Origin of the sequence: Enterobacter cloacae complex sp. P6RS (assembly GCF_014982245.1) — a bacterium.
Classification (GTDB): Bacteria; Pseudomonadota; Gammaproteobacteria; order Enterobacterales; family Enterobacteriaceae; genus Enterobacter; species Enterobacter bugandensis.
In genome coordinates this window covers 1-17,377 of sequence record NZ_JADCLB010000019.1, presented here as the reverse complement: position 1 = coordinate 17,377, position 17,377 = coordinate 1, and the positions used below count along the sequence as shown (strand labels likewise).

The window sequence follows — 17,377 nt, the reverse complement described above, 5'->3', positions numbered from 1 at the left end:
AACGTTTATGACTATTCCCTTTACCCGCTGGCCTGAGGATTTTGCCCGCCGCTACCGTGAAAAAGGCTACTGGCAGGATCTGCCGCTGACCCACATCCTGACGGACCATGCGCAAAGCGATGCGGTGGCGATTATCGACGGCGAACGGCACATCACCTACCGCGCGTTTAATGAGGCGGTGAATAACCTCGCGTCTGCCCTTCAGGCGCAGGGGCTGCACCGCGGCGAGACCGCGCTGGTGCAGCTCGGCAACGTGGCCGAGTTTTACATCACCTTTTTCGCGCTGCTGCAGATCGGCGTCGCGCCGGTTAACGCGCTCTTTAGCCATCAGCGCAGCGAGCTGAACGCCTACGCCGCCCAGATCAAACCCGCCGTGCTGATTGCCGATCGCGAACATGCCCTGTTCGCGGGGGATGATTTTCTCAATACCTTTGTGGATGAACACCGCTCGGTTCGCGCCGTGCTGCTGCGCGGCGATAAGGGTGAACATGCGCTGGAAGCGGCGATTGCGCGCCCGGCGGACAACTTCATCCCGAACCCGACGCCCGCAGACGAGGTGGCGTTCTTCCAGCTCTCCGGCGGCAGCACAGGCACGCCGAAGCTGATCCCGCGTACGCACAACGACTACGACTACAGCATCCGCCGCAGCAATGAAATCTGCGGCATCACTGCGCACACCCGCTATCTGAACGCGCTTCCCGCGGCGCATAACTACGCCATGAGCTCGCCGGGATCGTTAGGCGTGTTCACGGCGGGCGGCTGCGTGGTGCTGGCGAACGATCCGAGCGCCACGCTCTGCTTCCCGCTGATTGAGCAGCATCAGATCAACGTGACGTCGCTGGTCCCTCCGGCGGTGAGCCTCTGGCTGCAGGCGATTGCCGACGGCGCGGGGAACGCGCAGCTGAAATCCCTCAAGCTGCTCCAGGTGGGCGGCGCACGCCTCTCCGCCACGCTCGCGGCGCGTATTCCGGCGGAAATCGGCTGCCAGCTGCAGCAGGTGTTTGGCATGGCGGAAGGGCTGGTGAACTACACCGCCCTCGACGACGCACCGGAACGCATCATCAACACCCAGGGCCGCCCAATGTGTCCGGACGACGAGGTGTGGGTGGCGGACGAGGACGGCAACCCGCTGCCGCGCGGGGAAGTCGGGCGCCTGATGACGCGCGGCCCGTACACCTTCCGCGGCTATTTCAACAGCCCGGAGCACAACGCCAGCGCCTTTGATGCCAACGGTTTCTACTGCTCCGGCGATCTGATCGCCATTGATGAGCAGGGCTACATCACCGTGCAGGGGCGCGAGAAAGATCAGATCAACCGCGGTGGCGAAAAGATTGCCGCCGAAGAGATCGAAAACCTGCTGCTGCGCCACGAAGCGGTGATCCACGCCGCGCTGGTGAGCATGGAGGACAGCCTGCTGGGCGAAAAAAGCTGTGCGTATCTGGTGGTGAAACAGCCCCTGCGTGCGGTTGAGGTGCGCCGCTTCCTGCGTGAGCAGGGCGTTGCCGAATTTAAGCTGCCGGACCGCGTGGAGAGCGTGGATGCGCTTCCGCTCACGCCGGTCGGCAAAGTTGATAAGAAACAGTTGCGCCTGTGGCTTGCTGAACACGCCCGGGGCTGAGGAACAGAGAATGGCCATTCCAAAATTAACCGCTTACGCGCTGCCAACCGCCGTAGAGCTGCCGACCAACAAGGTCAACTGGGCGTTTGAGCCGGAGCGCGCCGCGCTGCTGATCCACGATATGCAGGAGTATTTCTTGAACTTCTGGGGCGAAAATAGCGACATGATGCAGCAGGTGGTGGCGAACATCGTTAAACTTCGCGCTTACTGCAAAGAACACAATATCCCGGTGTACTACACCGCGCAGCCGAAAGAGCAGAGCGATGAAGACCGTGCCCTGCTGAACGACATGTGGGGGCCGGGCCTGACCCGCTCGCCGGAGCAGCAGCGTATCGTGGCTGAACTGACGCCGGACGAAGCGGACACCGTGCTGGTGAAGTGGCGCTACAGCGCGTTTCACCGCTCACCGCTGGAGCAGATGCTGAAAGAGACCGGCCGCAACCAGCTGCTGATTACCGGCGTTTATGCCCACATCGGCTGCATGACCACCGCCACCGACGCCTTTATGCGCGACATCAAGCCGTTCTTTATCGCCGACGCGCTGGCGGATTTCACCCGCGACGAGCACCTGATGTCGCTGAAATACGTGGCAGGACGTTCTGGCCGCGTGGTGATGACCGACGAGCTGCTGCCGTCCGTTCCGGCAACGAAAGCCGCGCTGCGCGCGCTGATCCTGCCGCTGCTGGACGAGTCCGACGAGCCGATGGATGACGAAAACCTGATCGACTACGGTCTGGACTCGGTGCGCATGATGGCGCTGGCCGCCCGCTGGCGGAAGGTGCACGGCGACATCGACTTCGTGATGCTGGCGAAAAATCCGACCCTCGACGCATGGTGGGCGCTGCTCTCCCGTGAGGTGAAGTGATGGCGGGGTTCGATTTTACCGGTAAAACGGTTTGGGTAACGGGCGCGGGTAAAGGTATTGGCTATGCGACCGCGCTGGCCTTTGTGGAGTCGGGCGCGCGGGTGACCGGGTTCGATCTGGCCTTCCCGCAGGACGATTATCCGTTTGCCACCGAAACGCTGGACGTGGCGGACGCGGCGCAGGTGGGCGACGTCTGCGGGCGTTTACTCGGCACCCTTGAGCGCCTCGACGTGCTGGTTAACGCGGCGGGCATTCTGCGCATGGGCGCGACGGACGAGCTTTCGCAGGAAGACTGGCAGCAGACCTTTGCAGTTAACGTCGGCGGTGCGTTTAACCTGTTTCAGCAGACGATGGGCCAGTTCCGCCGTCAGCAGGGCGGAGCGATAGTGACCGTGGCCTCCGACGCGGCGCACACCCCGCGCATCGGGATGAGCGCCTACGGCGCGTCGAAGGCGGCGCTGAAAAGCCTGGCGCTGACCGTCGGGCTGGAGCTGGCGGGGAGCGGCGTGCGCTGTAACCTGGTGTCGCCCGGCTCAACGGATACCGACATGCAGCGCACCCTGTGGAAAAGCGACGACGCGGAACAGCAGCGTATTCGCGGCTTTGGCGAGCAGTTTAAGCTCGGCATTCCGCTGGGCAAAATCGCCCGTCCGCAGGAAATTGCCGCCACCGTGCTGTTCCTTGCGTCCGATGCCGCCAGCCATATTACCCTGCAGGATATCGTGGTGGACGGCGGCTCCACGCTGGGGGCGTAATGATCTGGAAACGTCATTTATCGCTTGAAGAACTGAACGCCACCAGCGTGAACACCCTGGTGGCGCACCTGGGCATCGTCTATACCCGCCTCGGGGACGACACGCTGGAAGCGGAGATGCCGGTGGATGCCCGTACCCATCAGCCGTTTGGCCTGCTGCACGGCGGGGCGTCGGCGGCGCTGGCGGAAACGCTGGGCTCAATGGCCGGTTTTCTGATGACCCGCGACGGGCAGAGCGTGGTCGGCACAGAGCTGAACGCCACGCACCATCGTGCGGTCTCTCACGGTAAGGTGCGCGGCATGTGTCAGCCGCTGCATCTGGGGCGTTCGAGCCAGAGCTGGGAGATCGTGGTATTTGACGAGCAGGGGCGGCGGTGCTGTACCTGTCGGTTGAGTACGATGGTGCTGGGGTAAGTCATTCAGCTGAAAGTGATCGGCTTAACACTGTGGTGTAAATCTCTGGTTTGACCACGCATTATTGCGTTTCAAAGTTGTTAAATTTTATCCGTTGTTCTAGAAACAAAATGTAACATCTCACTGTTTCACAACAACGGACAACAACTATGAACAACTCAGGGAAATACCTTACGTGGGCGGTGCTCTCCGTTGTGGGAGCCTTTGCCCTGGGCTATATCGCCCTCAACCGGGGGGAGCAGATCAATGCGCTCTGGATCGTCGTTGCCTCCGTCTGCATTTATCTCATTGCGTACCGTTTTTATGGCCGCTATATCGCAAAGACGGTACTGGGCGTAGACGGCACACGCATGACGCCTGCCGTGCGCCACAACGACGGGCTGGACTACGTGCCGACCGATAAAAAAGTGCTGTTCGGTCACCATTTCGCGGCGATTGCCGGTGCAGGCCCGCTGGTGGGGCCGGTGCTGGCGGCGCAGATGGGCTACCTGCCGGGGATGATCTGGATCCTCGCGGGCGTGGTGCTGGCGGGCGCGGTGCAGGACTTTATGGTGCTGTTCGTCTCCACCCGTCGCGACGGCCGTTCTCTGGGTGAGCTGGTGAAAGAGGAGATGGGGGCAACCGCCGGGGTGATTGCGCTGGTGGCGACCTTTATGATCATGGTGATCATCCTCGCGGTGCTGGCGATGATCGTGGTGAAAGCGCTGACCCACAGCCCGTGGGGAACCTACACGGTCGCCTTTACCATTCCGCTGGCGCTGTTTATGGGGATTTACATTCGCTACCTGCGCCCGGGGCGCATCGGTGAAGTGTCGGTGATTGGCCTGGTGTTTCTGGTGTTCGCCATTATCTCCGGCGGCTGGGTGGCGGAAAGCCCGACCTGGGCACCATTCTTCGACTTTACCGGCGTGCAGCTGACCTGGATGCTGGTGGGCTACGGCTTTGTGGCGGCGGTGCTGCCGGTGTGGCTGCTGCTGGCCCCGCGCGATTACCTCTCAACCTTCCTGAAAATCGGCACCATCGTCGGGCTGGCCATCGGCATTCTGATTATGCGCCCGACCCTGACCATGCCTGCGCTGACCAAATTCATCGACGGTACCGGCCCGGTCTGGACTGGTAACCTGTTCCCGTTCCTGTTTATTACCATCGCCTGCGGTGCGGTGTCGGGCTTCCACGCGCTGATTGCCTCCGGGACCACGCCGAAGATGCTGGCCAACGAGAATCAGGCCTGCCTGATTGGCTACGGCGGCATGCTGATGGAGTCCTTCGTGGCGATTATGGCGCTGGTCTCCGCCTGCATTATCGACCCGGGCGTTTACTTTGCGATGAACAGCCCGATGGCGGTACTGGCCCCGGCCGGCACCGTTGACGTAGTAGCGTCCGCCGCGCAGGTGGTGAGCGGCTGGGGCTTTGCCATTACCCCGGAAACGCTGACGCATATCGCTAATGAGGTTGGCGAGCAGTCAATTATCTCCCGCGCGGGTGGGGCACCGACGCTGGCGGTGGGCATGGCCTACATTCTCCACGGCGCGCTGGGCGGGCTGATGGACGTGTCGTTCTGGTATCACTTCGCCATCCTGTTCGAGGCGCTGTTTATTTTGACGGCGGTTGATGCGGGAACCCGTGCGGCGCGCTTTATGCTCCAGGATCTGCTGGGGGTGATCTCCCCGAACCTGAAGCGGACCGATTCGCTCCCGGCTAACCTGCTGGCGACGGCGCTGTGCGTGCTGGCGTGGGGCTACTTCCTGCATCAGGGCGTGGTCGATCCGCTGGGCGGGATCAACACCCTGTGGCCGCTGTTCGGTATCGCCAACCAGATGCTGGCGGGCATGGCGCTGATGCTCTGTGCGGTGGTGCTGTTCAAGATGAAGCGCCAGCGCTACGCGTGGGTGGCGCTGGTACCAACCGCGTGGCTGCTGATCTGTACCCTGACGGCGGGCTGGCAAAAAGCCTTCAGCCCGGACAACAAGGTGGGCTTCCTGGCCATCGCCAACAAGTTTCAGGCGATGATCGACAGCGGTAAGATCCCGGCGCAGTACACCGAGTCACAGCTGTCGCAGCTGGTGTTCAACAACCGTCTGGATGCCGGGCTGACCATCTTCTTTATGGTGGTGGTTGTGGTGCTGGCGTTGTATTCTCTGAAAACCGCGCTGGCGGCGCTGAAGGTCGACACGCCGACGGCGAAAGAGATGCCGTACGAGCCCATGCCTGAAAACCTGGACGAGATTGTGACCCAGGCGAAAGGGGCGCACTAACCTTTGTGCCGGGTGGCGGCTTCGCCTTACCCGGCCTACATTACCTGTGAGATCAAAACTATGTTCGACACCCTTTCCAAAGCAGGTAAGTACCTGGGCCAGGCCGCCAAAATGATGATTGGCGTGCCGGACTACGACAACTACGTCGAGCATATGCGCGTCAACCACCCGGACCAGACGCCGATGACCTACGAAGAGTTTTTCCGCGACCGCCAGGACGCCCGTTACGGCGGCAAGGGCGGGGCGAAGTGCTGTTAACCCTCTTTCGGGAGATAGAGGCTGATTTGCTCCTGCTTGCAGCCATAAATTGCCGCCAGCTTTTCGCGGGTGCGCTTTTGCGGACGGGAGTCCAGCGCTTCCAGCTGTGATACGGCGGACTGGCTGATGCCGAGTTTTTCCGCCACCTCCTGCTGCGACATGCCGCGCAGAATGCGCCATGCGGCCTGCAGGCTGACGTTCTCGTTATGCATGACGTCGCACACTTCCCCCGGTAAACCTACGTTATCGTAGATATCTGATTCGTAAGGGATGTCTTCCCAGTCGTTTTCATCATCGTCATCATACTCAAGCATGGCTAAACGCATGCGAAAATATTCATCGTAGGGAATGACTACATACTGTTTTTTTCCTTCTTCATCCTTGATGAACTGAACAGTCATATTCCGTATGCTCCTCATGAAGGTAGGTGGTGGTTGTCCGGCGTTTTACCGCCACTACGTAACAGGTATCACCCGGCGGGTCTCCGAAGGTGTAAATGACCCTGTAATCACCTAATCGCAACCTGTAGTGGTTTTCGGGAGAAGATAATTTCTTGATATCCGCGAAAGGTGATGTTTTATCATCCATCTTCTCCAGCCTGAATTTAATGCGGTTCTGATATCGCGTATCGATTTTAGAAAATTGCTTCTCTGCTGTTTTTGACCACACGATCTTCATCCGTACCTCCACTGTACGCCCACACAAATTATAAGGAAATAATAAGACTATTAGATAAATTCCGAATTTCTTATGGGGTACTGTAGAGCGGAAAAAAAGCGCAGGTAAGAGGCAAAACGCAAACCGTCGAGGCGGCTCGACAAGGCCTCTGCCGGGCGACAGAGGCTTGCAGGAATATTGCGATCAGGCGTTCAAACCGCCGTCCACGTCCAGACCGGTGCCTGAGATCTGCCCGGCTGCCGGGCTGGCGAGGAAGGTGACCGCCGCCGCGACGTCTTCCGGCTGGCCGTAATGGCCCAGGGCAATAAGCTGACGCTGTGAGTCAGCCTGTTCACCGTCCTCCGGGTTCATATCGCTGTTGGTCGGGCCGGGGTGCACCAGGTTAACGGTAATACCGCGCGGGCCAAGATCGCGGGCCAGACCGCGGGTGAGGGAGTTCAGTGCAGATTTGGTCATTGAGTAGACGGCAATCCCCGGCTGTGCCACGCGGTTCGCCAGACAGCTGCCGATGTTGATGATGCGTCCGCCGTCGGACATGTGCACCAGCGCTTCCTGAATGGCGATCACCACGCCGCGAATGTTGACGTTGATCAGTGCGTCGATGTCCGCCAGCGTCATGGACTCCAGCGGGCCGCCTCGCGCGATACCGGCGTTATTGACCAGGATGTCCAGTCCGCCGAGAGAGCGTGCCGCATGGGTGACGGCATCCTGAATCGCCTGCGCGCTGGCGCTGTCCGCCTGAATGGCCTCGCCGTGCCGCCCCAGCGCCTTAATTTCATCGGCGACCACCTGGGCTTTATCGGCGGATTTTTCATAGGTGATGACCACATCGGCACCGGCGCGCGCCAGCGACAGGGCAATCGCACGACCCAGCCCGCGGCTGGCGCCGGTAACCAGCGCCTTTTTACCTGTTAAATCGATCTGCATGATGACCTCGTTACGAGAGTGGTGAGAACCATCATTAGGTATAGCCCGTCGGCGCAATTAACGGCGGAAGGATTCTACTTTCTCAAACGCGGCGCGCAGAGCCTCAGGCGTTAACGTCACCGGCAGATAGTGAATCGACTCCACCGGGCGCAGCGTGTGGGCGATGACCTTGTCGAGATCGTCGCGGTTATTGATGTCGACGTCCAGCTCGCGAAGCGTGGTCGGCAGGTTAAAGCGCCGGTATGCCGCCACCAGCTGCGCCAGCACGTCGTCCTGGCCGAGCAGGGCACTCTGCACCAGAATGCCGTAGGCCACCTTGGTGCCGTGCAGGTATTTTTCCGTCTGCGGCAGCACGGTCAAGCCGTTGTGCACCGCGTGTGCCGCCGCCACGCGGGTGTAGCGTTCGCCCAGGCCGCCGACCATCCCGCCGCCGGCAATAATGGCGTCCACCACGTCCCGAAACGCCTGCGTTAGCTCGCCGCGCTGCTGGTCGGCAAGCGCTTGCTCACTGTGTTCCAGCAGCACGTCGCGGATCGCCAGCGCGCCGTTAAGGCCAAGGCGCACGGTCAGCGGCAGGATTTCCGGCTGTGGGGCGAGAACCACCGCTTCGTACCACTTCGCCAGCGTATCGCCGATGCCCGCCAGCAAATATTCCGCCGGGGCGTTCAGAACGATCCGCGGCTCCACCAGCACCAGAAAGTTAGCGTCGTCAAAAATCTCAAACTGCAGCGCCTGACCGGCATCGTTGTACCAGACGGAGAGCGGCGTCCACGCTGCGCAGGTGGCGGCGATGGTGGGAATGCCCACGAACGGAACGCCTAAGCGGCGCGCCACGGCCTTGACGGTGTCCATCACCGCGCCGCCGCCCACGCCAATCACCACGCTGGCATCGCTGCCGGATTCGTTCACCAGACGGGTGACGTCGCGCTCGCTGCAGTGGCCTTTAAACAGCAGGTGCTTCGCCCCCGGCGCGTTAAAGCTCTCCGGCAGGAACGGGCGCGCGCCCTCTATTGCGCGCTCGCCGTAAATCCACACTGCGCGGGAAAGCTGTTCCGGGGTAAAGAAGTCATTCAGATGCGCAAGGCTTCCGGAATGGGAGAAGTAGTTCGCCGGGCCGGGCACGACGCGGATGTCGGTGTTGCTCATGGTGTTGTCCTTTTTTCGCAAGCGCTAACCCGATGTTATGTCTGGACATCCGGATGGCTAATAATATTTCGCTTTATCTTATGCCTTTTCCGTCGTTGTCAGTCAACCGGAGCTGTGAAAAATTCGATAAATCAGAAGAGTTATGAAGGATTTACGCGGATGGTTTCCAGTCGCCTTGAAATGCGCGGTATCAGCCTGGCCTTTTCCGGCTTTCAGGCGCTGACGCGCGTGGACTTCACGCTGAACGGCGGGTCGGTGCATGCGCTGACTGGCGCCAACGGTGCGGGGAAATCAACGCTGATGGCGGTGCTGTGCGGGACGCACGACCACTATGAAGGCGAAATCAGCATTAACAACCAGCCGGTAAGCATCCGCGAGCCGCTGGACGCCAAACGGCTGGGCATCCACCTCGTGCAGCAGGAGGTGGACGTGGCGCTAATCCCGGGGTTAAGCATTGCTGAAAACATCATGCTCGACCAGCTGGCGCAGCCGGGGCACCGCTACCGCTGGCGCACCGTTCGTCAGCAGGCGAGACAGGCGCTGGCGCAGCTCGACGTTACGCTGGACGTTCGCCGCTCCATCGACAGCTGCACGCTTGCCGAAAAGCAGCAGATTTTGCTGGCACGCGCTTTGTCCCACCACTGCCGTTTTTTGATTCTTGACGAGCCCACCGCGCCGCTGGACGCGCACGAGAGCGAGCGTCTGTTTGCGGTGGTAAGACGTCTGCAACAGCAGGGCATCGGCGTGGTGTTTATCTCCCACCGCATTCACGAGCTAAAAGCTATCTGCGACACCCTGACGGTGCTGCGCGACGGCAAGCTGATTGAGTCCGGCCCGATGGCCGATCTCAGCGGTGAAGAGATTGTTGAGAAGATGCTCGGCCACGTGCTGAGCGATATCTACCCGCCCGCGCGACCGCCGCACGGCGACGAAACGCTGCTGCGAGTGGAAGGCCTGCACGACGACGCGCTGCTGAAGGATATCTCCCTGCACCTGCGCAAAGGCGAAATTCTCGGCATTGCCGGGCTGGCGGGGGCGGGGAAAACCGAACTCTGCAAGGCGCTGTTTGGCGCCAGCAAAAGCCGCGTGGCGCGCGGTGAGCTGAATCATCAATCCTGGCAGCCGCGCGATCCGGCAGACTCGGTGCTGCGCGGCCTGGCGCTGGTGCCGGAGGAGCGGCGCAAGGAGGGCATTTTTATCGACGAGCCGGTGAGCATGAACCTTGCCGTGTGCGCCGATAACAGCTTCTCGCGCTGGAGCCTGTTTGGTCATCGTCAGGCGTGGCGCTGGGCGGAAGAGGTCATTGCCCGCGTCGGCGTTCGCGCCCGCGGTCCCGGACAGGTTTTGCGACGTCTCTCCGGCGGCAACCAGCAGAAGGTGGCCATCGGCAAGTGGCTGCGTAACGATGCGAGCGTGCTGATTTTCGACGAGCCGACCAAAGGCGTTGACGTGAAGGCCAAAACCGATCTGTTCCAGCTGATTGACGGCCTGGCTCGCGAGGGCAAAGGGGTGATTTACGCCTCCGGCGAGTTCGCCGAGCTGGTGGGACTGTGCGACCGCATCTGCGTCCTGTGGGACGGGCGCATCGTGGCGGAAATCGCCGGGGAAGAGGCCCGTGAAGAGACACTACTTTATTATTCAACCGGAGGAACGGCGTCGTGAGCAAGGCCCTTTCAGTGACCGCGGCGGTGTCTGGCCGTCAGCAACTTTTTGATTTTCTCTATAAATGGGGCATGCTGCTCACCGTCGTCGCGCTGGTGGCCGTCTTTGGCCTGGCGTCGGACAGCTTCCTCGACCCGAACAACATCATCAATATTCTGCGCTCGATTGCCATCGTGACGGTGATTGCCATAGGCGTGTCGATTTCATTGACCGTCGGCGGGTTCGATCTTTCCGTGGGCTCCACGGCGTCGCTGGCGAACGCGCTGGTCATTTCGCTCTTCGTCTGGCACGGCTTCGGCACCACCGAGTCGATTGTAATCACCCTCGCGCTCTGTACGCTGGTCGGCCTGTTTAACGCTTTCCTGATCGTCATCCTGCGTATTCCGGACATGCTCGCGACGCTCGCCAGCCTGTTTGTCATCCAGGGCGTGGCGATGACCTACAGCTACGGCGGGTCGATTACCGAGAACATGGTGCTGCCGAGCGGCGACATGGCGGAAGGGACCATTCCGGCGGCGTTCAGCCTGCTGGGGCAGGTGCCGACCATCGTCATCATCATGCTGGCGGTGACCCTTCTGGCGCAGCTGGGGCTGTCGCTGACCACTCACGGACGCCGGATGTACGCCATTGGCGGTAACCCGGAAGCGGCGCGCCTCTCGGGCATTCGCACCACGCGCTACAAGGTGGCGGCCTACGTGATTGCCTCTCTGCTGGCGGGGCTGGGCGGCATTCTGCTGGCCTCCCGCATTGGCTCATCGCAGGTGAACGCGGGCGGCGGCTATCTGATGGATGCGGTGGCAGCGGCGTGGATTGGCTTCTCGCTGGCCGGGTCCGGCAAGCCGAACGCGCTTGGCACGCTGGTGGGGGCGGTGATCCTCGGCGTGCTGTCGAACGGGCTGGTGATGCTCTCCGTGCCGTATTACGCCATGGACATAATAAAAGGGCTGGTGCTCGCGGTAGCGCTGGCGATTACCTACATACAAAAACGCTGACAACACAACGGGATAAAAAATGAAAAAGATTGCGCTCTCTTTGGTGGCACTGGGGTTACTCACTTCTCTGCCGGGATTCGCGGCCACGCCCGCGCCGGTTCCGGCCGCCATTGCGAACCACGACGGACCGATCCGCATCGCGGTGATCCGTAACCTCGGCTCGGACGACAACACCACGCAGTTTGTTGCCGGGGCCATTCAGGAAGGGAAAAAGCTCGGCTTTAAGGTCAGCACCTTTTTGAGCAACGGGGATGACGCCAAATTCCAGGACTTCGTTAACCAGGCCATCAGCCAGAAATATGACGGGATCATCCTGTCGCAGGGCCGCGATCCGTACTCCACCGCGCTGGTGAAGAAGGCGGTGGATGCCGGGATCAAGGTCTCCGTATTTGATACCGCCGTAAACGGCGAGATCCCGGGCGTGACCGTCACCCAGCAGGACGACGCCTCCCTGACGAATCTCTCCTTCGGCCAGCTGGCGAAAGATTTCAACGGCAAGGCCAACATCGTCAAGCTGTGGGTGGCGGGCTTCCCGCCGATGGAGCGCCGTCAGGCAGCCTATAAAGAATTGCAAAAGCAGTACCCGGAGATTAAAGAGCTGGAATCCATCGGCGCGGTCTCTTCTGACGTGCAGGGCGACACCGCCAACAAGGTGGGCGCGATCCTGGCGAAATACCCGAAAGGCAAAATCGACGCCATCTGGGGCACCTGGGACGCCTTCAGCCAGGGGGCGTATAAAGCGCTGAAGGAGAATGGACGCACCGAGATCAAGCTCTATAGCATTGATATCTCCAACCAGGATTTACAGCTGATGCGCGAGCCGGGTAGCCCGTGGGCAGTGAGCGTGGCGGTGGATCCGAAGCTGATTGGTGCGACTAACGTGCGCCTGATCGCCAACAAGATTGCCGGGGAAGCCACGCCTGCCACCTACGACTTCAAAGCCGCTGCGATCCCGCAGGCGCTGCTGACCGCGCAGCCGGGGGCGGTGAACGTAGCGTCGCTGGGCAAAATCATTCCGGGCTGGGGCCAGACGGAAGATTTTATTGCGCCGTGGTTTGCGACGCTGGAAGCGAAAAATAAATGAGCATCCTCCCCACGCCAGAATACAGCCGCAATATGCGGCTGATCGGCCATAGCGACCAGGGCGGTCGCCCGGACGGCGTGCAGCTGATGGTGCACCGCGGTTTCGCCTGGATCGGCCATATGGTGTCGCAGGGCTTTTCGATAGTCGACGTGCGCGACCCGAAAAACCCGAAACCCGCGGGCTATGTGCCTGCGCCGCCGGGCACCTGGAACGTGCACCTCCAGGCGCATGACGACCTGCTGCTGGTGATTAACGCCCGGGATCTGTTTGCCGATGCCCGCTTCGCCGACGAGAAGGTCTACTACACCCGTCAGGTAGGAGAGACCGTCAGCGACGTGCAGGACAGGGGCTGGAGCGCCGGGCTTCGCGTTTTTGATATCTCCACCCCGGACGCGCCGTGCGAAATCGGCTTTCTGTCGCTGAGCGGGATTGGCATTCACCGCATCTGGTACGTCGGTGGCCGCTGGGCGTACGTGTCGGCGCTGATCGACGGTTTTACCGACTACATCTTTCTGACGATCGACCTGGCGGACCCGCGTAAGCCTGAGGTGGCAGGGCGCTGGTGGCTGCCGGGCATGAACCAGGCCGAAGGCGAACAGCCGAACTGGCCGGAAGGGAAACGCTACGCGCTCCACCACGCGATTATTGCCGGCGATACGGCGTACGGCAGCTGGCGCGACGGCGGCTTAACGCTGCTGGACGTGAAGGACCGCAGTCAGCCTAAGCTTATTAGCCACCGCAACTGGAGCCCGCCGTTTGGCGGCGGGACGCACACCGCGCTGCCGCTGCCGGACCGGGATCTGCTGGTGGTGCTGGACGAAGCGGTGCTGGATAACCAGCAGGACGGCGAGAAGCTGATCTGGCTGTTTGATATTCGCGAGCCGTCGAATCCGGTCAGCATTTCTACTTTCCCGCAGCCGGATGAAATCGACTACGTGGCAAAAGGGGCGCATTTTGGGCCGCACAACCTGCACGAGAACCGGCCGGGGAGCTTTGTCAGCTCAACGCTGATTTTTGCTACCTATCAGAATGCGGGCGTGCGCGCGTATGACATCTCCAATCCGTATCGCCCAGTGGAAACCGGTGCGCTGGTGCCCGCGGCACCGGAGAGGATGATGGACACGCGGCCGAATCGCCCGCAGGTGATCCAGTCCTGTGACGTGTTTGTGGATGCGCAGGGAATTATCTACAGCACGGACTATAACGCCGGGCTGTCGGTGATTGAGTATCTGGGGTAAGTGCGGTTTGATGCCCTCTCCCACAGGGAGAGGGAGAAAATCAACTGTATTGCCGCACCCGCGCCACCAGATCTTCCGCGCTGTCGATACGGTCGGCAATCACAATGAGCGCCTTGCCGAGCGTTATCGCGTGGCGCAGGCACTCGTGGCGCATGGCCTCGTCCTGAATGGTGTCGATATCCGCGACGTGGGAAAGCCCGACGCTTCGGCGAATGAGTTCGGTGCCGCAGAACCCGATGGCATCATGCCAGACTTTTTTCAGGAACGCGGAGGCATAGCCTGGCGCGCTGAGCGCGGTGTCGCGCGTTTTCTCGTGTGCCAGCGCCTGGAAGCGTTCCGCGAAGGTGTTCCACAGCTCCTGAATATCGGTCAGGCGCTGCTCGCGCGCGGCGGCGGCATCGCGAATGCCCAGATGGCCCGGCAGGCCGCAGAAGTTGAGCAGCAGGTTGCCGATGGCGGTGCCGACGTCAAAGCCAATCGGCCCGAAATAGCCGAACTCGGCGTCGATGGCCTTCAGGCTGCCGTCGGCCACAAATATCGAGCCGCTGTGAATATCCCCGTGCAGCAGCGCTTCGGCATGCGAGAAGAAGCGGTGCTTCAGGGAGGCCACGGCAATTTTTAGCGGGGCGTCGTCGCGCAGGGCGGCGACGTCATTTTCCAGCTCGGCAGGGTAGTTATTGCGCTCATGAACCTGGTACGGATCGTTGAAGAACAGATCTTCGGTGATCTCACACATCTCCGGGTTGATGAATTTCGCCACCTGCGCTTTTTTCGCGTGCGGGTGCAGGTAGAAATCGCTGGTGTGAAACAGCGCGTGCGCGAGGTATTCGCCCAGCTGGTGCGCCGCCTGCGGGTAGTAAATGTTGTTGATCAGCTCGCCGCGCCAGATGCGATGGCTGGAGAGATCTTCCATCACCATCACCGCCAGTTCCGGATCAAAGTGGTGGATTTTCACGGTGTGCTGCGGGCTGTGCTGGTAATGCTCGACCAGGGTTTGCGCCTCGAGGCGGGCGCGATCCAGCGTCAGCGGCCATGACTCGCCGACGCAGCGCACGTAGGGCAGTGCCTGTTTGACGATAATGCGGCTGACGCCCGCGCTGTCGTAAATTTTAAAAACCAGATTGAGGTTGCCGTCGCCCACTTCCTGCGCCTCTACCAGCGATGACGGATCGTCAAGCCCACCAAACTGCCTGGCATACTCCACGGCGTCCTGAGCGGTAAAGGTACGGTATTGCGACATGGCCTGTTCCTCATGAGTTAACTAATTAAGACATGTAGACGTCTATACATCTGGATTTCATCCTGACACAATGTGCTACAACAACGCAACAGGGAATTAACGACATGCAGACATTACAGACGACCAGCCTGCGGGTGGCGGATAATCAGCTCTTTATTCTCGACCAGCAGGCGCTTCCGCAGGAGAAACGCTGGCTGGATGCCTCAACGGTGGAGGCGCTGGTTGGGCATATCCATGCTCTGCGCGTGCGTGGCGCGCCGTTGATTGGTCTCTCTGCAAGCCTGCTGCTGGCGCTGCTGGCGGAAAACGGTAAAAGCCGCGATGAGCTGGCGGTGGCGCTGGAAACGCTTCGCGCATCCCGCCCGACGGCGGTAAACCTGATGAACAACCTCGACCGCATGAAGCTTGCGCTGTGGGAAGAGGATTTCGTTCCGGCGCTGGTGGCTGAGGCGCTGCGCCTGATTGACGAAGACAAACGGCTTTGCGACGCGATTGCAAAAGCGGGCAGCGCGCTGGTGAAGCCCGGCAGCCGTCTGCTGACCCACTGCAACACCGGCGGGCTGGCAACCGCGGGCGTCGGTACGGCGCTGGGCGTGATTGCCCGGGCGCATCAGGAAGGCAACGTCAGCAGCGTCTGGGTGGATGAAACCCGTCCGCTGTTGCAGGGCGGCAGGCTGACCGCATGGGAGCTGGGCGAGCTGGGGGTGCCGTATCAGCTGATTACCGACTCCATGGCCGCCAGCCTGATGGCGAAAGGGCAGGTGCACGCCGTGTGGGTGGGCGCAGACCGCATTGCGGCTAACGGTGACGTGGCGAACAAGATCGGCACTTATTCGCTGGCGGTGCTGGCGAAATTTCACGGTATTCCGTTTTACGTCGCCGCCCCGCAAACGACGCTCGACCCGGCCTGCCCGAACGGGGATGCGATCCCCATCGAGCAGCGCGCCGCCAGCGAGGTGACGGGCGTTGCCGGAAGCTTTGGCGCGGTGCAGTGGGCGCCGGAAGACGCGGTGGTGTATAACCCTGCATTTGACGTCACGCCTGCCTCGCTGATTAGTGGCTGGGTGCTGGATACGGGTGTGGTCACGCCGGATGAGGTGGCGGAAGGGAAATTTGCCTGAGTCCGGCTATCCTTTAAGGGGGTTCCCTGAGAGGACAACATCGTGACGCTCGATCCTGAAACAGACTTAAAACTGGAGCGCGTGGTGGACGCACCGCGCGACCTGCTCTGGTTCTGCTGGACCACGCCGGAGCACATCAAAAACTTCTTCATTCCTGCTCCGCACAAGGTGACCGAATGCGACCTCGACCTGCGCGTGGGCGGGCGGTTCAACACCGTGTTTGAGGTGGACGGACAGCGGATGGATAACCGGGGTGTCTTCCTGGAAATCGACCCGGGGAAAAAACTGGTGTTTACCGACGGCTATACCGAAGGCTGGAAACCGGCCGAGAAGCCGTTTATGACGGCAATTTTGTTGCTGGAAGACGTCGGGGAGGGGAAAACCCGCTATACGGCGATAGCGCGCCATCCGACGAAGGAAATCCGCGAGCAGCATGAACAGATGGGCTTCCATGAAGGGTGGGGGATTGTGGTGGATCAGCTGGTGGCGTATGTGAAAGGGCTTAACGCTTAGTGCGCGCTGGTGCCCTCACCCCGACCCTCTCCCACAGGGCTGAGGGTTCCCCAGTAATTTTTAAGCAGAAGCATTAACGTTGTTTCAGAACGATTTAAGGCTTTCAGCGATGCTCTGGTCCGGCTGTAAATCGCTGAGGCGTTTCCTGCAGGCCGGGGCGAGGCGCAGGGATGCGCCGAGAGGGCGGGCTTTACAGGGACGTTACCTCCGCCCGTACCCGATAAGCCGGAAGGAATAAGCCGAGGGCACCGCGAAGCGGCGATTTACCGCCGGGAGCCCGGGTCGCCAGGGTGGTGGCGACTGAGCCACCCTGGCACGTTCACCGGTCATGTCGTTACAGAGTAGCAGGGAACATAAAGTGAACGGAATGACCACCACAGCCGTATGTTCCCCTCACCCTAACCCTCTCCCCTGTACAGTCCGGGGACATGGTAGACAGGTGTTCGGGGACATGGTGAACACTTTTTAACATCCTTTACCCATGGTGAACACTTTTTAACATCCTTTACCCATGGTGATCGACTTTTTCTTCAGGTCGATCACCCCCACTTTCGTGCTGTACCACCACACTTCATAGCAGCCGTCATCCTGTGTCTCCCTCAGCCCGACCCG

The 17,377-nt window shown here is 60.9% G+C and carries 17 protein-coding genes and 1 pseudogene; 12 read left to right on the top strand and 6 right to left on the bottom strand.

Annotated elements, in window-relative coordinates; translation table 11 throughout:
* Positions 1-7 precede the first annotated feature (7 nt).
* From entE to INF73_RS13450, 6 genes are all read left to right on the top strand, one after another.
* On the top strand, positions 8-1,618 hold the full coding sequence (gene entE, locus INF73_RS13475; protein WP_193542228.1) for a (2,3-dihydroxybenzoyl)adenylate synthase EntE: 1,611 nt from the start codon (positions 8-10) through the stop codon (positions 1,616-1,618).
* A gap of 10 nt (positions 1,619-1,628) precedes the next feature.
* Positions 1,629-2,483, top strand: coding sequence for an isochorismatase (locus INF73_RS13470; protein ID WP_193542226.1), 855 nt, complete (start codon positions 1,629-1,631; stop codon positions 2,481-2,483).
* Entirely contained in the window at positions 2,483-3,238 is a 756-nt protein-coding gene (gene entA, locus INF73_RS13465) for a 2,3-dihydro-2,3-dihydroxybenzoate dehydrogenase EntA (RefSeq protein ID WP_193542224.1), read from the top strand. The genes INF73_RS13470 and entA overlap by 1 nt, the downstream gene beginning before the upstream one ends.
* Positions 3,238-3,651, top strand: coding sequence for a proofreading thioesterase EntH (entH, locus tag INF73_RS13460; protein ID WP_193542222.1), 414 nt, complete (start codon positions 3,238-3,240; stop codon positions 3,649-3,651). Before entA ends, entH begins: the two co-directional genes overlap by 1 nt.
* A gap of 149 nt (positions 3,652-3,800) precedes the next feature.
* Complete coding sequence (gene cstA, locus INF73_RS13455) at positions 3,801-5,906, top strand: pyruvate/proton symporter CstA (protein WP_193542220.1); 2,106 nt, start codon at positions 3,801-3,803, stop codon at positions 5,904-5,906.
* A gap of 60 nt (positions 5,907-5,966) precedes the next feature.
* A complete protein-coding gene (locus INF73_RS13450; RefSeq protein ID WP_006809671.1) occupies positions 5,967-6,164 on the top strand; it encodes a YbdD/YjiX family protein in 198 nt (65 codons plus the stop codon).
* Here INF73_RS13450 and INF73_RS13445 read toward each other — a convergent pair.
* From INF73_RS13445 to INF73_RS13430, 4 genes are all read right to left on the bottom strand, one after another.
* On the bottom strand, positions 6,161-6,565 hold the full coding sequence (locus tag INF73_RS13445) for a helix-turn-helix transcriptional regulator (RefSeq protein ID WP_193542219.1): 405 nt from the start codon (positions 6,563-6,565) through the stop codon (positions 6,161-6,163). The genes INF73_RS13450 and INF73_RS13445 overlap by 4 nt on opposite strands.
* Positions 6,540-6,842 (bottom strand): type II toxin-antitoxin system RelE/ParE family toxin, encoded by a 303-nt coding sequence (locus INF73_RS13440; protein ID WP_193542217.1) that lies wholly within the window; start codon positions 6,840-6,842, stop codon positions 6,540-6,542. The genes INF73_RS13445 and INF73_RS13440 overlap by 26 nt, the downstream gene beginning before the upstream one ends.
* A gap of 183 nt (positions 6,843-7,025) precedes the next feature.
* Positions 7,026-7,769 (bottom strand): SDR family NAD(P)-dependent oxidoreductase, encoded by a 744-nt coding sequence (locus INF73_RS13435; RefSeq protein ID WP_193542215.1) that lies wholly within the window; start codon positions 7,767-7,769, stop codon positions 7,026-7,028.
* 57 nt (positions 7,770-7,826) lie between these two features.
* Positions 7,827-8,915 (bottom strand): oxidoreductase, encoded by a 1,089-nt coding sequence (locus INF73_RS13430; protein ID WP_193542213.1) that lies wholly within the window; start codon positions 8,913-8,915, stop codon positions 7,827-7,829.
* 159 nt (positions 8,916-9,074) lie between these two features.
* Here INF73_RS13430 and INF73_RS13425 point away from each other — a divergent pair, with 159 nt between their 5' ends.
* Genes INF73_RS13425 through INF73_RS13410 form a run of 4 tightly spaced genes read left to right on the top strand, consistent with a single transcriptional unit; the run spans position 9,075 to position 13,891 of the window.
* The gene (locus INF73_RS13425; protein ID WP_193542211.1) at positions 9,075-10,577 is read left to right on the top strand and encodes a sugar ABC transporter ATP-binding protein; all 1,503 of its coding nucleotides are present in this window, start codon (positions 9,075-9,077) and stop codon (positions 10,575-10,577) included.
* On the top strand, positions 10,574-11,569 hold the full coding sequence (locus INF73_RS13420) for an ABC transporter permease (RefSeq protein WP_193542208.1): 996 nt from the start codon (positions 10,574-10,576) through the stop codon (positions 11,567-11,569). The genes INF73_RS13425 and INF73_RS13420 overlap by 4 nt, the downstream gene beginning before the upstream one ends.
* Positions 11,570-11,588: 19 nt before the next feature.
* The gene (locus INF73_RS13415; RefSeq protein WP_193542206.1) at positions 11,589-12,653 is read left to right on the top strand and encodes a sugar ABC transporter substrate-binding protein; all 1,065 of its coding nucleotides are present in this window, start codon (positions 11,589-11,591) and stop codon (positions 12,651-12,653) included.
* Positions 12,650-13,891: an LVIVD repeat-containing protein gene (locus INF73_RS13410; protein ID WP_193542204.1), complete on the top strand. Its 1,242-nt coding sequence runs from the start codon at positions 12,650-12,652 to the stop codon at positions 13,889-13,891. Before INF73_RS13415 ends, INF73_RS13410 begins: the two co-directional genes overlap by 4 nt.
* A gap of 40 nt (positions 13,892-13,931) precedes the next feature.
* Here INF73_RS13410 and mtnK read toward each other — a convergent pair whose 3' ends face one another.
* Entirely contained in the window at positions 13,932-15,131 is a 1,200-nt protein-coding gene (gene mtnK, locus INF73_RS13405; protein WP_193542202.1) for an S-methyl-5-thioribose kinase, read from the bottom strand.
* 104 nt (positions 15,132-15,235) lie between these two features.
* On the opposite strand from mtnK, the gene mtnA reads away from it, so the two are divergent.
* Positions 15,236-16,252 (top strand): S-methyl-5-thioribose-1-phosphate isomerase, encoded by a 1,017-nt coding sequence (mtnA, locus tag INF73_RS13400; RefSeq protein WP_193542200.1) that lies wholly within the window; start codon positions 15,236-15,238, stop codon positions 16,250-16,252.
* Between the two features lie 42 nt (positions 16,253-16,294).
* Positions 16,295-16,765: an SRPBCC family protein gene (locus tag INF73_RS13395; protein WP_193542198.1), complete on the top strand. Its 471-nt coding sequence runs from the start codon at positions 16,295-16,297 to the stop codon at positions 16,763-16,765.
* 495 nt (positions 16,766-17,260) lie between these two features.
* Here INF73_RS13395 and INF73_RS13390 read toward each other — a convergent pair.
* Positions 17,261-17,377 (bottom strand): annotated as a pseudogene (locus INF73_RS13390) (IS481 family transposase); the annotation flags it as partial.